Here is a 14,614-nt window from a genome sequence, read left to right as displayed (position 1 = left end):
CGGCTGGCGTCGTGGATACGGGATTCGCGTCGCACCACAAGCTTCGTACGAGGCCTCAACGCCAATGGCAACGATAAAACCAGATGATCGCGAGCGGAATCGCCGTCGTGAGCACCGCGCCTACCGCGATCGGGGCGGCCGAGCCCATTCCGAAGCCGACCACCAGGGTGACCAGGCCGGTCAGGAACACGCTGAGCACGCCGAGCGCGGCCGCCGCGAAGGTGACCGCGGGCATGGGGCGGAACTTCTCGAACCGGCGGGCAAGGCGCGGATTTTCCTGGGCGAGGCATCGCTCGATCTCGTCCAGCTGGTGTTGTTCGTGGTCGCGCAGCGCCATCGTCCGCTCCGCCCGTCGACCTGGCCGGGACTTCTCCGCTGATTCTGCCACGAAATCCGGCCGGAATCCGGGGTCGAGTTCGATTCGACGCCCCGTGCGGGTGCGTCCGGGAAGCCGCGGAGCGGGGGCGGCCCGCCGCGTCCGGCAGCGGGCCGCCCGTGCGGGTCAGTCGCGGCGGCGGTCGCCCACGATGAGCCGGTAGCCGGTCAGGATGACCAGCGCGCCGAGCACCGCGAGACCCCACGTGCGCAGGTCGAAGAACGTCCCGAGCTGGGTGTGGAACAGCGTTTTGCCGATCCAGCCGCCCACGAACGCGCCTCCGATCCCGAGCAGGATGGTGATGATGCAGCCGCCCGGGTCCTTGCCCGGCATGAGGGCCTTCGCGATCACTCCGGCGATCAGGCCCAGCACGATCCAGCTGACAACGCCCACGTCGGTCCTCTCCTCGGTACGGCGGCGGCCCCTCGGGCCGCCCCTGGCCGGACCAGGATGGCATGGTCCGACCGGGTGGCGCGCGCCAGCGTCGGGGCTACTTTCCGTAGTACCGGCGAGGAGTCAGCGGCGGAGGGCGGTTTCCGTGTCCATGTGCGACAGCTTCGCCGGATTCCGCACCGCGTACAGGCCGGTGATCTTGCCGTCGTCGATGCGCAGCGTGAGCACCGTGTCGACCTCGCCGTCGAGCTTCAGCACCAGCGCCGGATGCCCGTTGACCTGCATCGGGCGCAGCGGCGCGGGGATCTGGGCGCTCCCGGCGGCCAGCAGCCGCGCGACCTTGTCCGCGCCGACGATCGGCCGCGGCACCGCTTGCTTGACGCCGCCGCCGTCGCCGAGGAAGACGACGTCCGGGGCGAGCAGGTCGAGCAAGCCTTGCAGGTCGCCGGTCTCGACGGCCTTCTTGAACGCGTCGAGCGCGCCGCGGGTTTCGGCGGGCGTGACGTCGCCGCGCGGACGGCGGGCCGAGACGTGCGACCGCGCCCGGTGCCCGATCTGCCGTACCGCGGCCGGGGTTTTGCCGACGGCTTCGGCGATTTCGTCATAGGGCACGTCGAAGACCTCGCGCAGCACGAACACCGCGCGCTCGGTCGGCCGCAGCGTTTCGAGCACCAGCAGCATCGCCGTCGAGACGCTGTCGGCCAGTTCGACGTCCTCGGCGACGTCCGGCGCGGTGAGCAGCGGTTCGGGCAGCCAGGTGCCGACGTAGGACTCCTTGCGCCTGCCGAGCGTGCGCAGCCGGGTCAGCGCCTGGCGGGTGGTGATCCGGACCAGGTAGGCGCGGTGCTCGCGGATCTCCTCGAGGTCGACCCCCGCCCACTTCAGCCAGGTTTCCTGCAGCACGTCCTCGGCGTCGGCGGCCGAGCCGAGCATCTCGTAGGCCACGGTGAACAGCAGGTTCCGGTGGGCGAGGAAGGTCTCGGTGGCGAGGTCCGGGCTCGCTTCGCCGGGCGCTGTCATGGATGGCTCCTTCGCGTTCTGGGGTCGATCGCCCATAGGACGCCGGCCGCCGGGAGTTTGTGACACCAGCCCGGCGCGCGGTTCGGCGTCGTAGTCGAAGCGCCCCACGGGATGCGAGGGTAGCCGGGGCAGCGCTCGACCGAGAGGAGTTCGCGACGATGGCGGAACGGGGACCGGACTGGCTGCGGCGGACGTGGGACGAGGCCGCGCCGCGCTACGACCGCGACATCGCGTGGTTCGAGCGGGCGCTGCTCGCCGACGGCCGCGAATGGGTGTGCGGGCAGGCTTCGGGGGAGGTGCTGGAGGTCGCCGTCGGGACCGGCCGGAACCTGCCGTTGTACCCGCCGGACGTGCGGCTGACCGGGATCGACCTCAGCCCGTCGATGCTGGACCTCGCCCGTCGGCGCGCCGCCGAGACCGGCCGCGAGGCGACGCTCACCGAGGCGGACGCGCAGTCCCTTCCGTTCCCGGACAGCACGTTCGACACGGTCGTCTGCACGCTGGGCCTGTGCGGCGTCCCGGACGAACGCGGCGCGATCGCGGAGATGCACCGGGTGCTGCGGCCGGGCGGGCGGTTGCTGCTGCTGGACCACGTCGGCAGTCATCGCCGGTTCGTTCTCGCTGGTCAGCGGCTGCTGGAGAAGCTGACCGTGTCCCGGCTGGGGGATTACCTGACCCGCCGGCCGCTGCCGTTGCTCGCCGCGGCCGGGTTCGCGGTGGAGCGGGCGGAGCGGAGCAAAGCCGGGATCGTCGAGCGGGTGGCGGCGCGGAAAACCGGCTAGTCCTGTACGGTCGTATTGTACGTTCGTATAGGAGGGGTGCGATGAACGGCAAACTGGGGCAGATCGCGGTCGGCGTGCTGATGGTGGTCGTCGGCGCGGTGCTGTACTTCGTGTTCCACGACGTCGAGACGCCGGTGGTCGGGCTGCGGCAGGTCGGGGTGGTCGTGGGAGTGATCGGGGTGCTTGAACTGGTAGCGGTCGCGTGGCGGGCATCCCGGCAGTGAAGCGTGCGACCCATGTGCTCGACGCGGTGCTGAATGTGTTGGCGGAGCAAGGAATCGGCGCATTAAGTGTGCGGACGGTCGCCGCCGCGGCGGGCGTTTCCCCGGCTCAGGTGCAGTACTACTACCGGACGAAGAGCGACCTTGTGCGCGCCGGTTTCGCGTACGCGGGCGAACAGTTCCTGGCCGAAATCGAAGCGACGCAACCGAAATCGGTCGCCGACTTCGTCGAGCTGTGGCTGCCGCTGGACGAACCGCGCGCCCGGCGGGCCCGGGTGTGGCTCGCGTACGCGGCGGCGGCCGTCGTGGATCCGTTGCTGCAGAAGGAAAACGCGAACCTCGATCGCGAGCTGCGGCAGTGGTATGTCAACGCCGGGTTGTCCGAGGACGTCGCGGCGCAGGTGTTCGCCATGATCGACGGCGTGACGCTGCAGTGTCTCTCGCTGCCGATGGCGGACCGTCGGGCGCTGACGGACCGGACAGTCGGCGCGTTCCTCGCGGCGCTACCTGGATGAATGTAACACGTGATACATTCATCGCTGTGGCAGAGGGCAAGTGGCTGGTGCTGGTGGTTCGGGTGCCGTCTGGACCGTCGCGGCATCGGGTCGCCGTGTGGCGTGAGCTGCGGCGGGTAGGCGCGTTGTCGCTCGGGCAGGGCGCCTGGGCGGTGCCGGACGTGCCCGGGTTCGCCGGCGGCGTCGAGCGGGCCGTCGAGCTGGCCGAACGCGGCGACGGCGAGGTGATCACGCTCGACGCCGCGGAACGGGACGGTTCGCGCCTGGTGGAGCTGTTCACTGCCGAGCGGGAAGAGGAGTGGACGGAGTTCCTGGCCGACTGCGGGAAGTTCGACGCCGAGATCGACAAGGAAATCCGGATCGGCAAGTTCACGATGGCCGAACTGGAAGAGGAAGAGCAGAGCCTCGAGCGGTTGCGGCGCTGGCATCGGGACCTGAAGGCGCGGGACGTGTTCGGCGCGCCCTCGGCGAGGGAGTCCGAGCAGCGGCTGAAGCAATGCGCCGAGCGGCTCGCGGACTACACCGAGCAGGTTTTCCAAGCCCTGCACCAGATGTGAGGGTTTCCGATGCGTTCTGTTGAGCTGCGTCCGCTGTACGCCGCCGGGTTCGTCACCGCGTTCGGCGCGCACAGCATCGCCGCCAGCCTCGGCGCGTACACGCACGGCGATTCCTTGCTGACCCTCGGATTGCTGCTCGCGGTCTACGACGGGGCCGAGGTCGTGCTGAAGCCGGTGTTCGGCTCGCTGGCCGACCGGATCGGGCCGCGGCCGGTCCTGCTCGGCGGGTTGCTGGCGTTCGCGCTCGCGTCGGCGGCCTTTGTCGTCGCGGGAAACCCGGCGGCGGTCGGGCTGGCGCGATTCGGTCAAGGCGCGGCCGCGGCGGCCTTCTCGCCCGCGGCCGGGGCGCTCGTCGCACGGTTGTCGCCGGCGAAACGGCAGGGGCGGGCGTTCGGCGGTTACGGCGCGTGGAAGAGCGTCGGGTACACGCTGGGCCCGTTGCTTGGCGGCGTGCTGATCACGCTGGGCGGATTCTCCTTGCTGTTCGGCACCCTGGCGGTGCTGGCTTTCGTTGTCGCCGGATGGGCCGCGCTGGTGGTGCCCGCGCCGGAACCGTTGCCGCGGCAGCGACAGACCGTTGTCGACCTTGCCCGCCGGCTCGCTGAACCTGGCTTCCTGCGGCCGACCGCGGTGCTCGCCGGAACGACCGGGGCGCTCGCGGTGGGGATCGGATTCCTGCCGGTCACCGGGGCGGCGAGCGGACTCGGCACGGTGGCGACCGGCGCGGTGGTGTCGGTGCTGGCGTTGTGCTCCGCGCTGGTGCAGCCGTGGGCGGGCCGGCTCCGGGACGCTGGGCGGATCCCGGACGGATGGGGGATGGCGGGCGGGTTGCTGCTGACCGCTGCCGGGCTGGCGTTGGGCGCGTTCGTGCCGGGTGTCGTGGGAGTGGTGGTCGCGGCGGTGGCGATCGGCGTCGGGGTCGGGGTGGCGACGCCGATCGGGTTCGCGCATCTGGCCGGTTCCGCGCCGAAGGAACGGCTCGGGCAGACGATGGGGGCAGCCGAGGTCGGCCGGGAACTGGGCGACGCGGGCGGTCCGCTGCTGGTCGGCGCGATCGCGTCGGCGGCGACGCTGGGGGCGGGGTTCGGCGGGCTGGCTGTGGTGCTGGCGGTGATCGGGCTGGTGGTGGCTGGCTGCCGTAAGTCGTGAGGGGAACCCTGCGGGAATCAGGGTGGATTCGAGGGGTTGTTGCAACGCGGGTGGTTCAACTGGTTTCGGCGAGGAGTGTAGCGAGGCGTTCGGCTGGGGTGTCCCAGTTGAGTGTTTTGCGGGGTCGGCGGTTGAGTTGTGCGGCGACGGCGGCGAGGTGTTCGGGGGTGTGGACTGAGAGGTCGGTGCTTTTGGGGAAGTACTGGCGCAGCAGGCCGTTGGTGTTTTCGTTGCTGCCGCGTTGCCAGGGGCTGTGGGGGTCGCAGAAGTAGACGGGGATGCCGGTGGCGACGGTGAATTCGTGGTGGCGGCCCATTTCGCTGCCCTGGTCCCAGGTCAGGGATCGTCGCAGGTGTGCGGGCAGGGTCGCGGCGACGGCGGCGAGGGCGTCGCGGACGGCGTCGGCGCCGCGGCCGTCGGGCAGCGCGACGAGCAGGGTGTAGCGGGTGGAGCGGTCGACGAGGGTGGCGATGGCGGAAGCGTTGTCCTTGCCGATGATCAGGTCGCCTTCCCAATGGCCGGGGACGGCGCGGTCGGCGGCTTCGGCGGGCCGGTCGCTGATCATGACCATGGGTTCGGCGAAGCGGGGCCGGCGTTGTTCGCTGCTGGCGCGGGGTTTGCGCATGGTGCGGCCGGTGCGCAGGGCGCGGGCCAGCTCGCGGCGCAGTTCGCCGCGGCCTTGGACGTAGAGGGCCTGGTAGATCGTTTCGTGGGTCACGTGCAGCTCCGGCCGGTCGGGGTGGTCGCGGCGCAGCCGGGCGGCGATCTGCTCCGGGCTGAATTTGTCGGTCAGCATCGCCTGCACCCGGTCCCGCAGTTCGGGGCAGGCCGCGATCTTGCCTGTTTTCGGTCGCGGACGCCGTGCCCGGGCGAGGTCGTGGGCGGCGTGGGGCCGGTATTCGCCGCAGGGGCGGGCGTTGCGGGCGATCTCCCGGCTGATCGTGGACGGGCTGCGGCCCAGCTCGGCCGCGATCGCCCGCCGCGAGCGGCCCGCCGCCAGCCCGTCCGCGATCGCGATCCGCTCGCCCGCGCTCAGGAACCGGCCCGAGTCCGGCCCGGGCCGCGCGGCCGGGCGCGCGGTCGCGCCCGCCCGGCTCGGTCGCCCGTGCCGCCAATAGTGCCCGGTCCTGCGGTCGACCCCGACCCTGCGGCACGCCTCGACCGTGCCCACGCCCTCCGCCACAAGATCAAAATAGCGGCGGCGTTCCGCCGCCAGCCTCACCCGGCCCCGCGGAGCCCGACCACGCCCGACCACGACCACTGCAACCCCTGCCCAACTCAGGCGTTGCAACCACCACTAGAACCCAAGCTGATTCCCTCAGGGTTCCCCTCACGGACGATTAGCTGGTCGCGATAGCCGGGTCGCTTGTGGACGCCTGGCCGGTCTCCGCGTGGCCAGCGAAACGCCGGACGTACTTTCCGTCGTGATCCGCCTTGACCGTGATGTCGTACCAGCCATTGGCGACGCCCCACTTCGGCACCGCGCGCGAGGTGCCCGGGGCGAGCGTGTACCGGTAAGCCTCCGAAGGCGCGTATGCGTCCACGCCGGTGAAGGTGACCGTCCGGCTAGTCGGGTTCTTGAACGTCACCGTCACATAGCCCGCGTCGTGCCGTGCGGTGACTTCCGGGCCCAAGCCGCCGATCGTCCCGGCTTGTTCGCGGAGCCAGCCGTTGGGGCCGAAAACCGAGTACTGGTACCAATCTCCCGCGCCGCTCGGCAGATGCCAGCTGTCGGTGACCGACTTGCGGCCTTCCACGGTGTACGGCCACGGCCCGTCCGAACGCATCCGGGACGTCACGTGGAATCCGGCTCCGGCGTCGCCGAGGTTGGCGAAGGTGAAGTACATCCGGCCGTCGCGGGCTTCGGTGTCCGCAGCCAGGTCGTACGGCAGCGCGCGGGCTTTGCGAGTGCCGGGTTCCTGCTTCGGCAGCGAACCGTTCGACGGCGGCACCGGGTGGTAGGTCGGCGGGGTGCTGTGGTCGGCGGGCGGCTGGTAGTCGCCGGTGCCGGGCAGGGACGGGACGCCGCTGTTGGCTCCGGTGAAATCGAACGCCGACGTGAGGTCCCCGCACACCGCGCGGCGCCACGGCGAAATGTTCGGATTGTGCACGCCGAAACGCTTTTCCACGAACTGGATCAGCGACGTGTGGTCGAAAGTCTGCGAACAGACCCAGCCGCCGGTGCTCCACGGCGAAACGGCCAGCAGCGGCACGCGCGGCCCGAGTCCGTAAGGCATTGCTTTGGTGTACGACGCGGCCGCGCCGCCTTCGTACCATTCCCCGGCGACGCTCGCCGTCGATTTGCCCCAGTTCGCGTCGCGCGGCGGGTACGGCGGGACGACGTGGTCGAAGAATCCGTCGTTCTCGTCGTACGTGATGAGCAGGACGGTTTTGCTCCACACGTCCGGATTCGACGTGAGCGCGTCGAGCACGCCGGAGACATACCAGGCGCCGTAGTTGGCGGGCCACGCCGGATGTTCGCAGTACGCTTCGGGGGCCACGACCCAGGAAACCTGCGGCAGGCGGTTCGCCTTGACGTCCGCGGCGAGGTGGTCGAAGAAACCGTCGCCCGCGCTGGCCTTCGTGCCGGTGCGCGCCTTGTCGTAGAGCGGCGTGCCCTGCGTGGATTTCTGGTACTGGGTCAGGTAAAGCAGCGAATTGTCGCCGTAATTGCCGATGTACGCGTCATCGGTCCAGCCCCACTTGTGCTCCTTGTCGAGACCGTTGCCGACGTCCTGGTAGATCTTCCACGAAACCCCGGCCTTTTCCAGGATTTCCGGGAAACTGGTCCAGCCGTACCCGGATTCTTCATTGCCCAGCACCGGCCCGTTTCCGGAACCGTCGTTCCCGGTCCAGCCGGTGTACATGTAATACCGGTTGGGGTCGGTCGAGGACAGCATCGAGCAGTGGTAGGCGTCGCACACGGTGAACGCGTCGGCGAGCGCGTAGTGGAACGGGATGTCCTTGCGCGTCAGATACGCCATCGTGGTGCGGGTTTTCGCGGGGATCCACTTGTCCCACCGGCCGGTGCTCCACGCGGTGTGCGTGCCGTTCCAGTCGTGGTTGAGGTCCTCGATGAACGTGAGCCCCAGGTTGTCCTCGGCGGGCCGGAACGGCAGCGTCTCGGCACCGGCGGAGTCGGCCTGGTGCCACACCGGTTTCCCGCTCGGCAGCGAGACCGGGCGCGGGTCGCCGAAGCCGCGGACGCCGTTGAGGGTGCCGAAATAGTGGTCGAACGACCGGTTTTCCTGCATCAGCACGACAACGTGCTCGACGTCAGCGAGGGTGCCGGTGCGCACGGCGGCCGGCACCGAAGCCGCCCGCGCGATGCTCGCGGGCAAAGCCGTGCCGGCCGCGGTGGCCGCGGCGAGGTGCATGAATCTGCGACGGCTGACCGATGACATCGATGTCTCCTCGAAAAGTCGGGGACAGTTTCGCGGACGCGTTCGGGAATTTCCCACCGGGAAAGGCCGAACGCATCATCGACGGGTGATCCGCGCGCTGTCAACCGCCGACCGGGATGGCGCCCGTTCGTACTGCGTCACCGCCGGTTCGCTGCCTGTTTCACCGTCTTGATCACCGGTGCCGTTTCCACGTGGGTGACCGCGGGGAGCGCGGCGACGCTGGTGGTGAGGTAGCGGTACAGCTCTTGGTGGCTCGCGCACACCACCGTCGCGTACAGGTTGGTCGGGCCGGTGGTCGCGGCGGCGTACGCGACTTCCGGGTGCGCGGCGAGCGCGATGCCGGTTTCCTCCAGGGCCGCCGGGGCGACCGAAAGCCACAGCAGTGTCCGGATTCCCTTGCCGTACAACCGCCAGTCGAGGTCAAGGTCGAAGTACAGCACGTCCCGTTCGCGCAGTTCCGCCATGCGGCGGCGGACGGTGGTCGGGGACCAGCCGGTCGCGGCGGCGAGCTGTTCGAATCCGACGCGGCCGTCGTCGGAGAGGGCGGCGAGGAGCTTGCGGTCGCCGTCGTCGAGTGTCGCCGGGCCAGGCCGGCGGGGGAGCGGCGGAGGACGCAACCGGGCGACGGCGGCGTCGTCCAGCGTGCCGATTTTGGCGACTACGCTGTCGGAGCCGCCGTAGAACGCGTGCAGTACCGAATGCGCGGTGACGCCTTCGACGCGTGGCGTGCGGGGCAGTTTGGCCAGCAGCAACGCTTCGCTGTCGGCTGCGTTTTCGAGGCGGACCGTGCAGGTGATTTCGGTTCCGCCGGACGTCAGGCTCACCCACGCGGTGTCCGGCCGCCGCGCGAGGGCCTCGGCTACCGCGCCCGCCGCGGTGGGCGCGCACCGGATGCGCAGGAACCATTGCACCGCACCGGAAGCCGCTTCGTTGACGCCGCCGATGACCCGGACCGCTCCGGTCGACCGGAGCCGGGCGTAGCGGCGAGCGACGGTGCGATCCGACACGCCGAGTGCCTCGGCGATCGCGCTGAACGGAGCCCTGGGGTCGATCTGCAGGGCGTGCACGAGCTGCCGGTCGAGATCGTCGTAGTCGGAATCCACCTTGTTAAGGGTACTCGTGTCGGAATCCGCCGCTATCCGGTCGCTTTGTGGCTTGCGGGCTCCTGGCGGGCCGAGAGTCGGTTCCGAACACCGACCCACGAGGGAGAGATCATGACTGCCGAGGTGCTTGTCGTCGGCGCCGGTCCGACCGGGATGACGATGGCGAACGAACTCCAGCTCGCCGGCGTGTCCTGTGTGCTGGCGGACCGGCTGCCGCGGGCCAGCGAACTGTCCAAGGCCGGCGGGCTGCAGTCCCGCACGCAGGAGGCGTTCGACCAGCGCGGCCTGCTCGAACCGCTGCTCGCCACCGGCGACTATCCGGTCACTACCGCGCATTTCGCGGGCAATTTGCTGCCGCTGGTCCGCGAGCGGCACCGGTTCCCGTGGCGGTCGGTCCCGCAGGTGGCGATCGAGGGATTCCTGGAGAAACACCTTGCGGCGCAAGGAATCCTGATCCGGAGAAACCACGAGCTGGTCGGTCTGGCCCAGGACGCGGACGGCGTCACCGCGACCTTCGCCGACGGTGCGGTGATCCGGGCCCAGTACCTGGTCGCCGCCGACGGCGGGCGCAGCACGGTCCGGAAGCTGCTGGGCGCGGAGTTCTCCGGCCGTCCGGGGACGGCGACCACGGTGGCCGCCGACGTGCGGCTGAGCGCCGAGGTCCCGATGCACACGATCACCCCGGAGGGCTACCGCGCACAGGTGTTCCCGCTCGGCGTCGACGCCGAGGGACGGCCGCTGCGCCGGCTCACGCTCGGCGGACCCGGCTGGTCGCTGGAACGGGACGTCCCGGTCACCGAGGACGAACTCCGCACCGGGCTCAAGACAGTCTTCGGCGACCGGGTGGAGCTGGTCGAACTCCGTTACGCGCGCCGGATCACGAACGCCGCGCTGCAAGCCGCGCAGTACTGCCACGGCCGCGTTTTCCTCGCCGGCGACGCCGCGCATGTGCATCTTCCCCTTGGCGCGCAAGGGATGAACACCGGGATCCAGGATGCGATGAACCTCGGCTGGAAGCTCGCCGCGGCGGTGCGTGGCACGGCCCCGGAGGGGCTGCTCGACAGCTACCACGCGGAACGGCATCCGGTCGGCGCGGCGGTGCTGCGCAACGTCCAAGCGCAGTCGCTGCTCCTGGACGACGGCCCCGACTCGGCCGCGGCCCGGTCGTTGTTCACGGACCTGGTGGGGCTGCCTGAGGTTCAGTATCTGCTGGACGACCTGTTGTCCGGCATGGGAATCCGCTACGCCGTCCCGGGCAGCGAGGAGCATCCGCTGGTGGGGCTGCCCGCGCCCGGCCTCGGCCCGGAACTGCGAACCGGACGCGGCGTTCTCGCCGACCCGGACGGACAATTCGGCGATCTCGCGACGCGGTGGGCGGACCGGGTGAACCGCGTTGCGACGGGTGCCGAAGCGATGCTGGTCCGTCCGGACGGATACGTGGCGTGGGCCGGTGATCCGGACGGCCTGGAGCCCGCGATTCGCCAGTGGTTCGGCGCGCCGGTGGGCTAGCGTGGCCGTCGTGCAGACCTGGCTGACCGACACCCGGACCTCGTACGACACCGTCGCCGCCAGCTACGCCGACCGGTTGCGCGACTCGATCGCCCGGAGCCCGTCGCTGCGCATGACGTTGGGATTGTTCGCCTCGCTGGTGCGGGAAACCGGTCCGGTGGCGGATGTCGGCTGCGGCACCGGGCACGTCACCGCGCACCTGAACGGTCTTGGGCTGGACGCGTTCGGCCTCGACCTGTCGCCCGGCATGATCGAGGTGGCGCGGCGGGACCACCCCGGGCTGCGGTTCGCGGTAGGTTCGATGACCGCGCTTCCGCTGCCCGACACTTCGATGGCCGGGCTGTTGTCGTGGTGGTCGCTGATCCACGTCCCGGACGACGAGGTGCCCACGGCCCTCGCGCAGTTCCACCGCGTGCTGCGGCCCGGAGCGCCGGTCGCGATCGGCTTTCACGTCGGCGACGTGGCGCGGCTGAAGACGCAGGGGTACGGCGGGCATCCGATGCAGGTGCACGTCTATCGCCGCCGTCCCGCGCAGGTGTCGGAGTGGTTGCGCGAGGCCGGGTTCACCGTCGAGGCGGAGTGGGTGGAGGAGCTGGACAGCGAAGTGCCGCAAGCGGTTGTCTACGCTCGCCGCTGAGTTCAGCCGAGGTCCAGTTTCGCCAGCCGCGGCAGCACGCCGTCGCGCCAGCCCTGGCCCATCCGCTCGCACGCGTCCGCCTGGCGTTTGTCGTCGAGGTCGAAGCCGGAGTGGTTCAGCAGGAGCCGGGTGCCCTGGCCCTCGGCGACGAGCGTCCACGTGAGGGTCCAGTCGCCGTTGAAGGTGTAGACGAACCTCGACAGCGGCTCGGATTGGAGGACCCGGCAAGGGATCGAGCCGAATCCGGGCATGTCCAGGTGGAACTCGTGTCCGACGTCCGGGCCGATGTCGCCCGGTGCCCACCACTTGGCGTGCAGTTCGGGATCGGTGAGCGCGCGCCAGACCTTTTCCGGCGCGGCGGCGATGAACTGGTCGACCGAGATGCTGCCGATCCGGGCGTACGTCACGGGGTTTCCTCCTCGTCTTCCAGCAGGTCGGCCATGCTGCGCAGGCGGCCGCGCCAGAACCGTTCGAACGGGTGCAGCCATTCGCCGACCTGCTCGAGCGGGTCGCTTTCCAGGTGGTAGAAACGTTGCCGCCCAACGGGTTCGTCGCGGACCAGCGAGGCGTCCCGCAACACCTTGAGATGCTCGGCGACCGCGGGACGGCTCAGCTCGAACCGCGCCGCGAGGTCGCCGGCCGTGCACGGGCCGTCCGCGAGGATCTCCAGCAGCCGCCGCCGGACGGGACTGGCGAGAGCGAGGAAGACGTCGTCGGGCATGACGCTACGTTATGTCGGGAGTTTCCGACATGTCAACCAACGGGAGCGCAAACCTCGGGCGATCAGGTCCGCGACCCCGGGGAACTCGTCGAGAAAGCCCAAGTCCCAGTTCGGTCCGGGGCCGACTGCCCGGGCGAGCTCCTCGAACCGGCGGAACTCCTCGTCGGCGGACGTCATGGGCGGGTCACCTTCGCGGCCGAGAGTCTGATGAGCGACCAACGTAGGAGAATCCGCGCGCCCGCTGCAAAGGTTTTCCGGTTCCGACCCGATCGGGTAACCGGGCAACCCCTCGCCAGCCGACGCGTCTTGCTGGTGTCACCGCAAAGCTGCCGAAAGGACGTCCTCCCCATGCACCTCCGCCGATGGGCCGTTCTGGCCTCCGCCGCCGCCCTGATCGCCGTCGCGGCAGCGGCTCCGGCAGCGGCGGTGATCGGCGGTTCGGTCAGCCATTACGGACCATGGGCGGTGCGGATGCTGGTCGACGGCAAGCCCGAATGCACCGGTACCGCGATCAGCCGGGAGTGGATCATCAGCGCCGACCACTGCTTCGCCGAGGCCGCGCAGCCCATCGCCGATTCGCGCATCGAGTTTCGCGTCGGCAATCTCGACCAGCGGCTCGGCACCGTGGTCAAGCCGGTCCCGGGGAGCCGCAACAACCACACGCTCGCCGACCTCTTGCTGATCAAGGTCACCCCGATGGACGTCACCCCGGCGAAGCTGCCGGCAGGCGGACCGGTGCGGCCGGGCGAGACGGTTCGGCAGCTCGGCTGGGGCGCGACCTGCACGGGCGACGAGAACAGCTGCCAATCCAACGTGCTCAAGCAGGTGGACGCGAAGGTCATCGACCCCGACGACCCGCGCTGCGAGGGCATGACCGTCTCCGGCGGCACTGATTTCTGCGCGCTGACCACCACCGGCGTCACGGCGGGCGGCGACTCCGGCGGTCCGGTCATGTCCACCGCCGATCGCGACACGCTGGTGGGGGTCACCAGCAAATCCGACCGCAGCAGCCTCGCGGCCGACGGCGACGTCTTCGGTCAGCTGGACTGGATCAAGAAGACCATCAAGGGCTGACCGTCAAAACGGCGCTCCGCAGGGCGCGCACCGCCTCGTCGCGCGCGCCGGTCAGCGCGGGGGAGTCCGTGGCGCGCGGGGCGCGGAGCGGGACATGGCGCGGCAGTTGTGCGAAGCGGTCTGACACCGCGTCGAGCACGTCGGGGCCCCATGGACCGCCCAGCACGATGAGTTCCGGGTCGGACACCGTCACCAGAGCGAGCAGCACGCCGCAGATCGCCTCGGCGAGGGTGTCGAGGACGTCGTCGGATTTGATCGCGGTTCGCAGGGCGGCGACGTCGATCGTGGTCGAATCCGGTTGGCGGACACCGAGATCCGCGAAGACGTCGATGAACGTCGTCGCCTGGCCGTCGGCGCCGCGCGTGAGGACATGCGCGATCTCTCCGGCGAGACCGGCGTGCCCCCGCCGCACTTCGCCATCGGCGACGACCGCGCAGCCGAGACCTTCGCCGAGGAAGAGGTAGGCGAAATCGCCGGCGGCCTGTTCGGTGCGGGCGGCCCAGTTGACGTCGTTGTCCACGGTGACCGGGCCCGCCACCGCCGGCGCGAGGACGTCGGCGGGGGAGAGTTCCCCGAGCAGGAACGGGGAATCGGGCAAATGGACGAGTTTTCCGGTGGCCCGGTCGACCGGATCGGCGGCGCTGACGACCGCGAGCCGGAGCTGTCCCGCGTCGGCGGCGACCCGGGCGGCGGCCTTGCGCAGCGCCTGGGCGACCTTCCGCGGACGCACTGGGCGGCCGAGGTCTTCGACGTGCCGGGCGAGCACCTCGCCGAAAACGTCCACGGCTTCGGCGACCGCGCCGTCGTGGCCGATGCTCACGACCAGGGCCGTGCCGAGGTCGTCGGCCAGTGCGTAGTAGGTGCCCACGCGGCCGCGGCCGGTGGTGCGTTCGCCGGTGTCGCGCAGCAGGCCGGCCTCGGCGAGCCGGGCGACGCTGTCGCCGACCGCGGGCTTGGAAATGCCGGTGCGGGCGGCGATTTGCGCGCGCGTCAGCTGCCGTTCGGCGAGCAGCGCCCGCAGGACGTGCTCGTCGGTCAGCGACCGGAGCAGGTCGAGGGTGGGCTTGGCCGGGGTCATCGGCGCGAGTCTAGCCGATTTAGTCAGGACTGTTGCCTGAATCCGCGCGGGCGCCTTACCGTCGAATCAGTAAGG

At 70.3% G+C, this 14,614-nt stretch carries 17 protein-coding genes; 8 read left to right on the top strand and 9 right to left on the bottom strand.

Going from position 1 to position 14,614, the window contains the following annotated elements:
- Positions 1-55: 55 nt before the first annotated feature.
- The 3 genes from DMP23_RS46585 to DMP23_RS46575 all read right to left on the bottom strand — a co-directional run bounded on the left by DMP23_RS46585 (position 56) and on the right by DMP23_RS46575 (position 1,789).
- Complete coding sequence (locus DMP23_RS46585; RefSeq protein ID WP_037820086.1) at positions 56-337, bottom strand: DUF3040 domain-containing protein; 282 nt, start codon at positions 335-337, stop codon at positions 56-58.
- 165 nt (positions 338-502) lie between these two features.
- Complete coding sequence (locus tag DMP23_RS46580) at positions 503-769, bottom strand: GlsB/YeaQ/YmgE family stress response membrane protein (RefSeq protein WP_337825093.1); 267 nt, start codon at positions 767-769, stop codon at positions 503-505.
- A gap of 123 nt (positions 770-892) precedes the next feature.
- Positions 893-1,789, bottom strand: coding sequence for an RNA polymerase sigma-70 factor (locus tag DMP23_RS46575; protein ID WP_134670410.1), 897 nt, complete (start codon positions 1,787-1,789; stop codon positions 893-895).
- A 158-nt stretch (positions 1,790-1,947) separates the two neighbouring features.
- Between DMP23_RS46575 and DMP23_RS46570 the strand changes: the two genes are divergently transcribed.
- Genes DMP23_RS46570 through DMP23_RS46550 form a run of 5 tightly spaced genes read left to right on the top strand, consistent with a single transcriptional unit; the run spans position 1,948 to position 5,013 of the window.
- Complete coding sequence (locus DMP23_RS46570) at positions 1,948-2,571, top strand: class I SAM-dependent methyltransferase (protein ID WP_037820090.1); 624 nt, start codon at positions 1,948-1,950, stop codon at positions 2,569-2,571.
- A gap of 41 nt (positions 2,572-2,612) precedes the next feature.
- On the top strand, positions 2,613-2,795 hold the full coding sequence (locus tag DMP23_RS46565) for a hypothetical protein (protein WP_134734188.1): 183 nt from the start codon (positions 2,613-2,615) through the stop codon (positions 2,793-2,795).
- Positions 2,792-3,307 (top strand): TetR/AcrR family transcriptional regulator, encoded by a 516-nt coding sequence (locus DMP23_RS46560; protein ID WP_337825092.1) that lies wholly within the window; start codon positions 2,792-2,794, stop codon positions 3,305-3,307. The genes DMP23_RS46565 and DMP23_RS46560 overlap by 4 nt, the downstream gene beginning before the upstream one ends.
- Before the next feature lie 26 nt (positions 3,308-3,333).
- Entirely contained in the window at positions 3,334-3,864 is a 531-nt protein-coding gene (locus DMP23_RS46555) for a Chromate resistance protein ChrB (RefSeq protein WP_337825091.1), read from the top strand.
- Positions 3,865-3,873: 9 nt separating this feature from the next.
- Entirely contained in the window at positions 3,874-5,013 is a 1,140-nt protein-coding gene (locus DMP23_RS46550) for an MFS transporter (RefSeq protein WP_337825090.1), read from the top strand.
- 55 nt (positions 5,014-5,068) lie between these two features.
- Here the strand turns inward: DMP23_RS46550 and DMP23_RS46545 are convergent, their stop codons facing one another.
- The 3 genes from DMP23_RS46545 to DMP23_RS46535 form a co-directional block, all read right to left on the bottom strand.
- Complete coding sequence (locus tag DMP23_RS46545; protein WP_443111384.1) at positions 5,069-6,229, bottom strand: IS30 family transposase; 1,161 nt, start codon at positions 6,227-6,229, stop codon at positions 5,069-5,071.
- Positions 6,230-6,353: 124 nt separating this feature from the next.
- On the bottom strand, positions 6,354-8,417 hold the full coding sequence (locus tag DMP23_RS46540) for a phosphocholine-specific phospholipase C (RefSeq protein ID WP_337825089.1): 2,064 nt from the start codon (positions 8,415-8,417) through the stop codon (positions 6,354-6,356).
- A 137-nt stretch (positions 8,418-8,554) separates the two neighbouring features.
- Positions 8,555-9,520, bottom strand: a complete 966-nt coding sequence (locus DMP23_RS46535; protein WP_337825088.1) for an Lrp/AsnC family transcriptional regulator — start codon at positions 9,518-9,520, stop codon at positions 8,555-8,557.
- Positions 9,521-9,631: 111 nt separating this feature from the next.
- Here DMP23_RS46535 and DMP23_RS46530 point away from each other — a divergent pair, with 111 nt between their 5' ends.
- Both DMP23_RS46530 and DMP23_RS46525 read left to right on the top strand, forming a co-directional pair.
- Entirely contained in the window at positions 9,632-11,029 is a 1,398-nt protein-coding gene (locus DMP23_RS46530; RefSeq protein ID WP_337825087.1) for an FAD-dependent monooxygenase, read from the top strand.
- Position 11,030: 1 nt separating this feature from the next.
- Positions 11,031-11,666 carry a class I SAM-dependent methyltransferase gene (locus tag DMP23_RS46525; RefSeq protein ID WP_337825086.1) on the top strand — a complete coding sequence of 212 codons (636 nt, stop codon included), beginning with the start codon at positions 11,031-11,033 and terminating at the stop codon, positions 11,664-11,666.
- A gap of 2 nt (positions 11,667-11,668) precedes the next feature.
- Here the strand turns inward: DMP23_RS46525 and DMP23_RS46520 are convergent, their stop codons facing one another.
- On the bottom strand, positions 11,669-12,073 hold the full coding sequence (locus DMP23_RS46520; RefSeq protein WP_337825085.1) for an SRPBCC family protein: 405 nt from the start codon (positions 12,071-12,073) through the stop codon (positions 11,669-11,671).
- Entirely contained in the window at positions 12,070-12,387 is a 318-nt protein-coding gene (locus DMP23_RS46515) for an ArsR/SmtB family transcription factor (RefSeq protein WP_337825084.1), read from the bottom strand. The genes DMP23_RS46520 and DMP23_RS46515 overlap by 4 nt, the downstream gene beginning before the upstream one ends.
- 348 nt (positions 12,388-12,735) lie before the next feature.
- Between DMP23_RS46515 and DMP23_RS46510 the strand changes: the two genes are divergently transcribed.
- Complete coding sequence (locus tag DMP23_RS46510) at positions 12,736-13,461, top strand: S1 family peptidase (RefSeq protein ID WP_337825083.1); 726 nt, start codon at positions 12,736-12,738, stop codon at positions 13,459-13,461.
- Here the strand turns inward: DMP23_RS46510 and DMP23_RS46505 are convergent.
- Complete coding sequence (locus DMP23_RS46505; RefSeq protein ID WP_337825082.1) at positions 13,451-14,539, bottom strand: ROK family transcriptional regulator; 1,089 nt, start codon at positions 14,537-14,539, stop codon at positions 13,451-13,453. The two genes, DMP23_RS46510 and DMP23_RS46505, sit on opposite strands and share 11 nt — an antisense overlap.
- Positions 14,540-14,614: the final 75 nt, after the last annotated feature.

The sequence above is a fragment of the Amycolatopsis sp. A1MSW2902 genome (genome assembly GCF_017312175.1).
Lineage (GTDB): Bacteria > Actinomycetota > Actinomycetes > Mycobacteriales > Pseudonocardiaceae > Amycolatopsis > Amycolatopsis nivea.
Note: the sequence above shows the minus strand (reverse complement) of the source record. Positions and strands in the feature narration are given on the sequence as shown.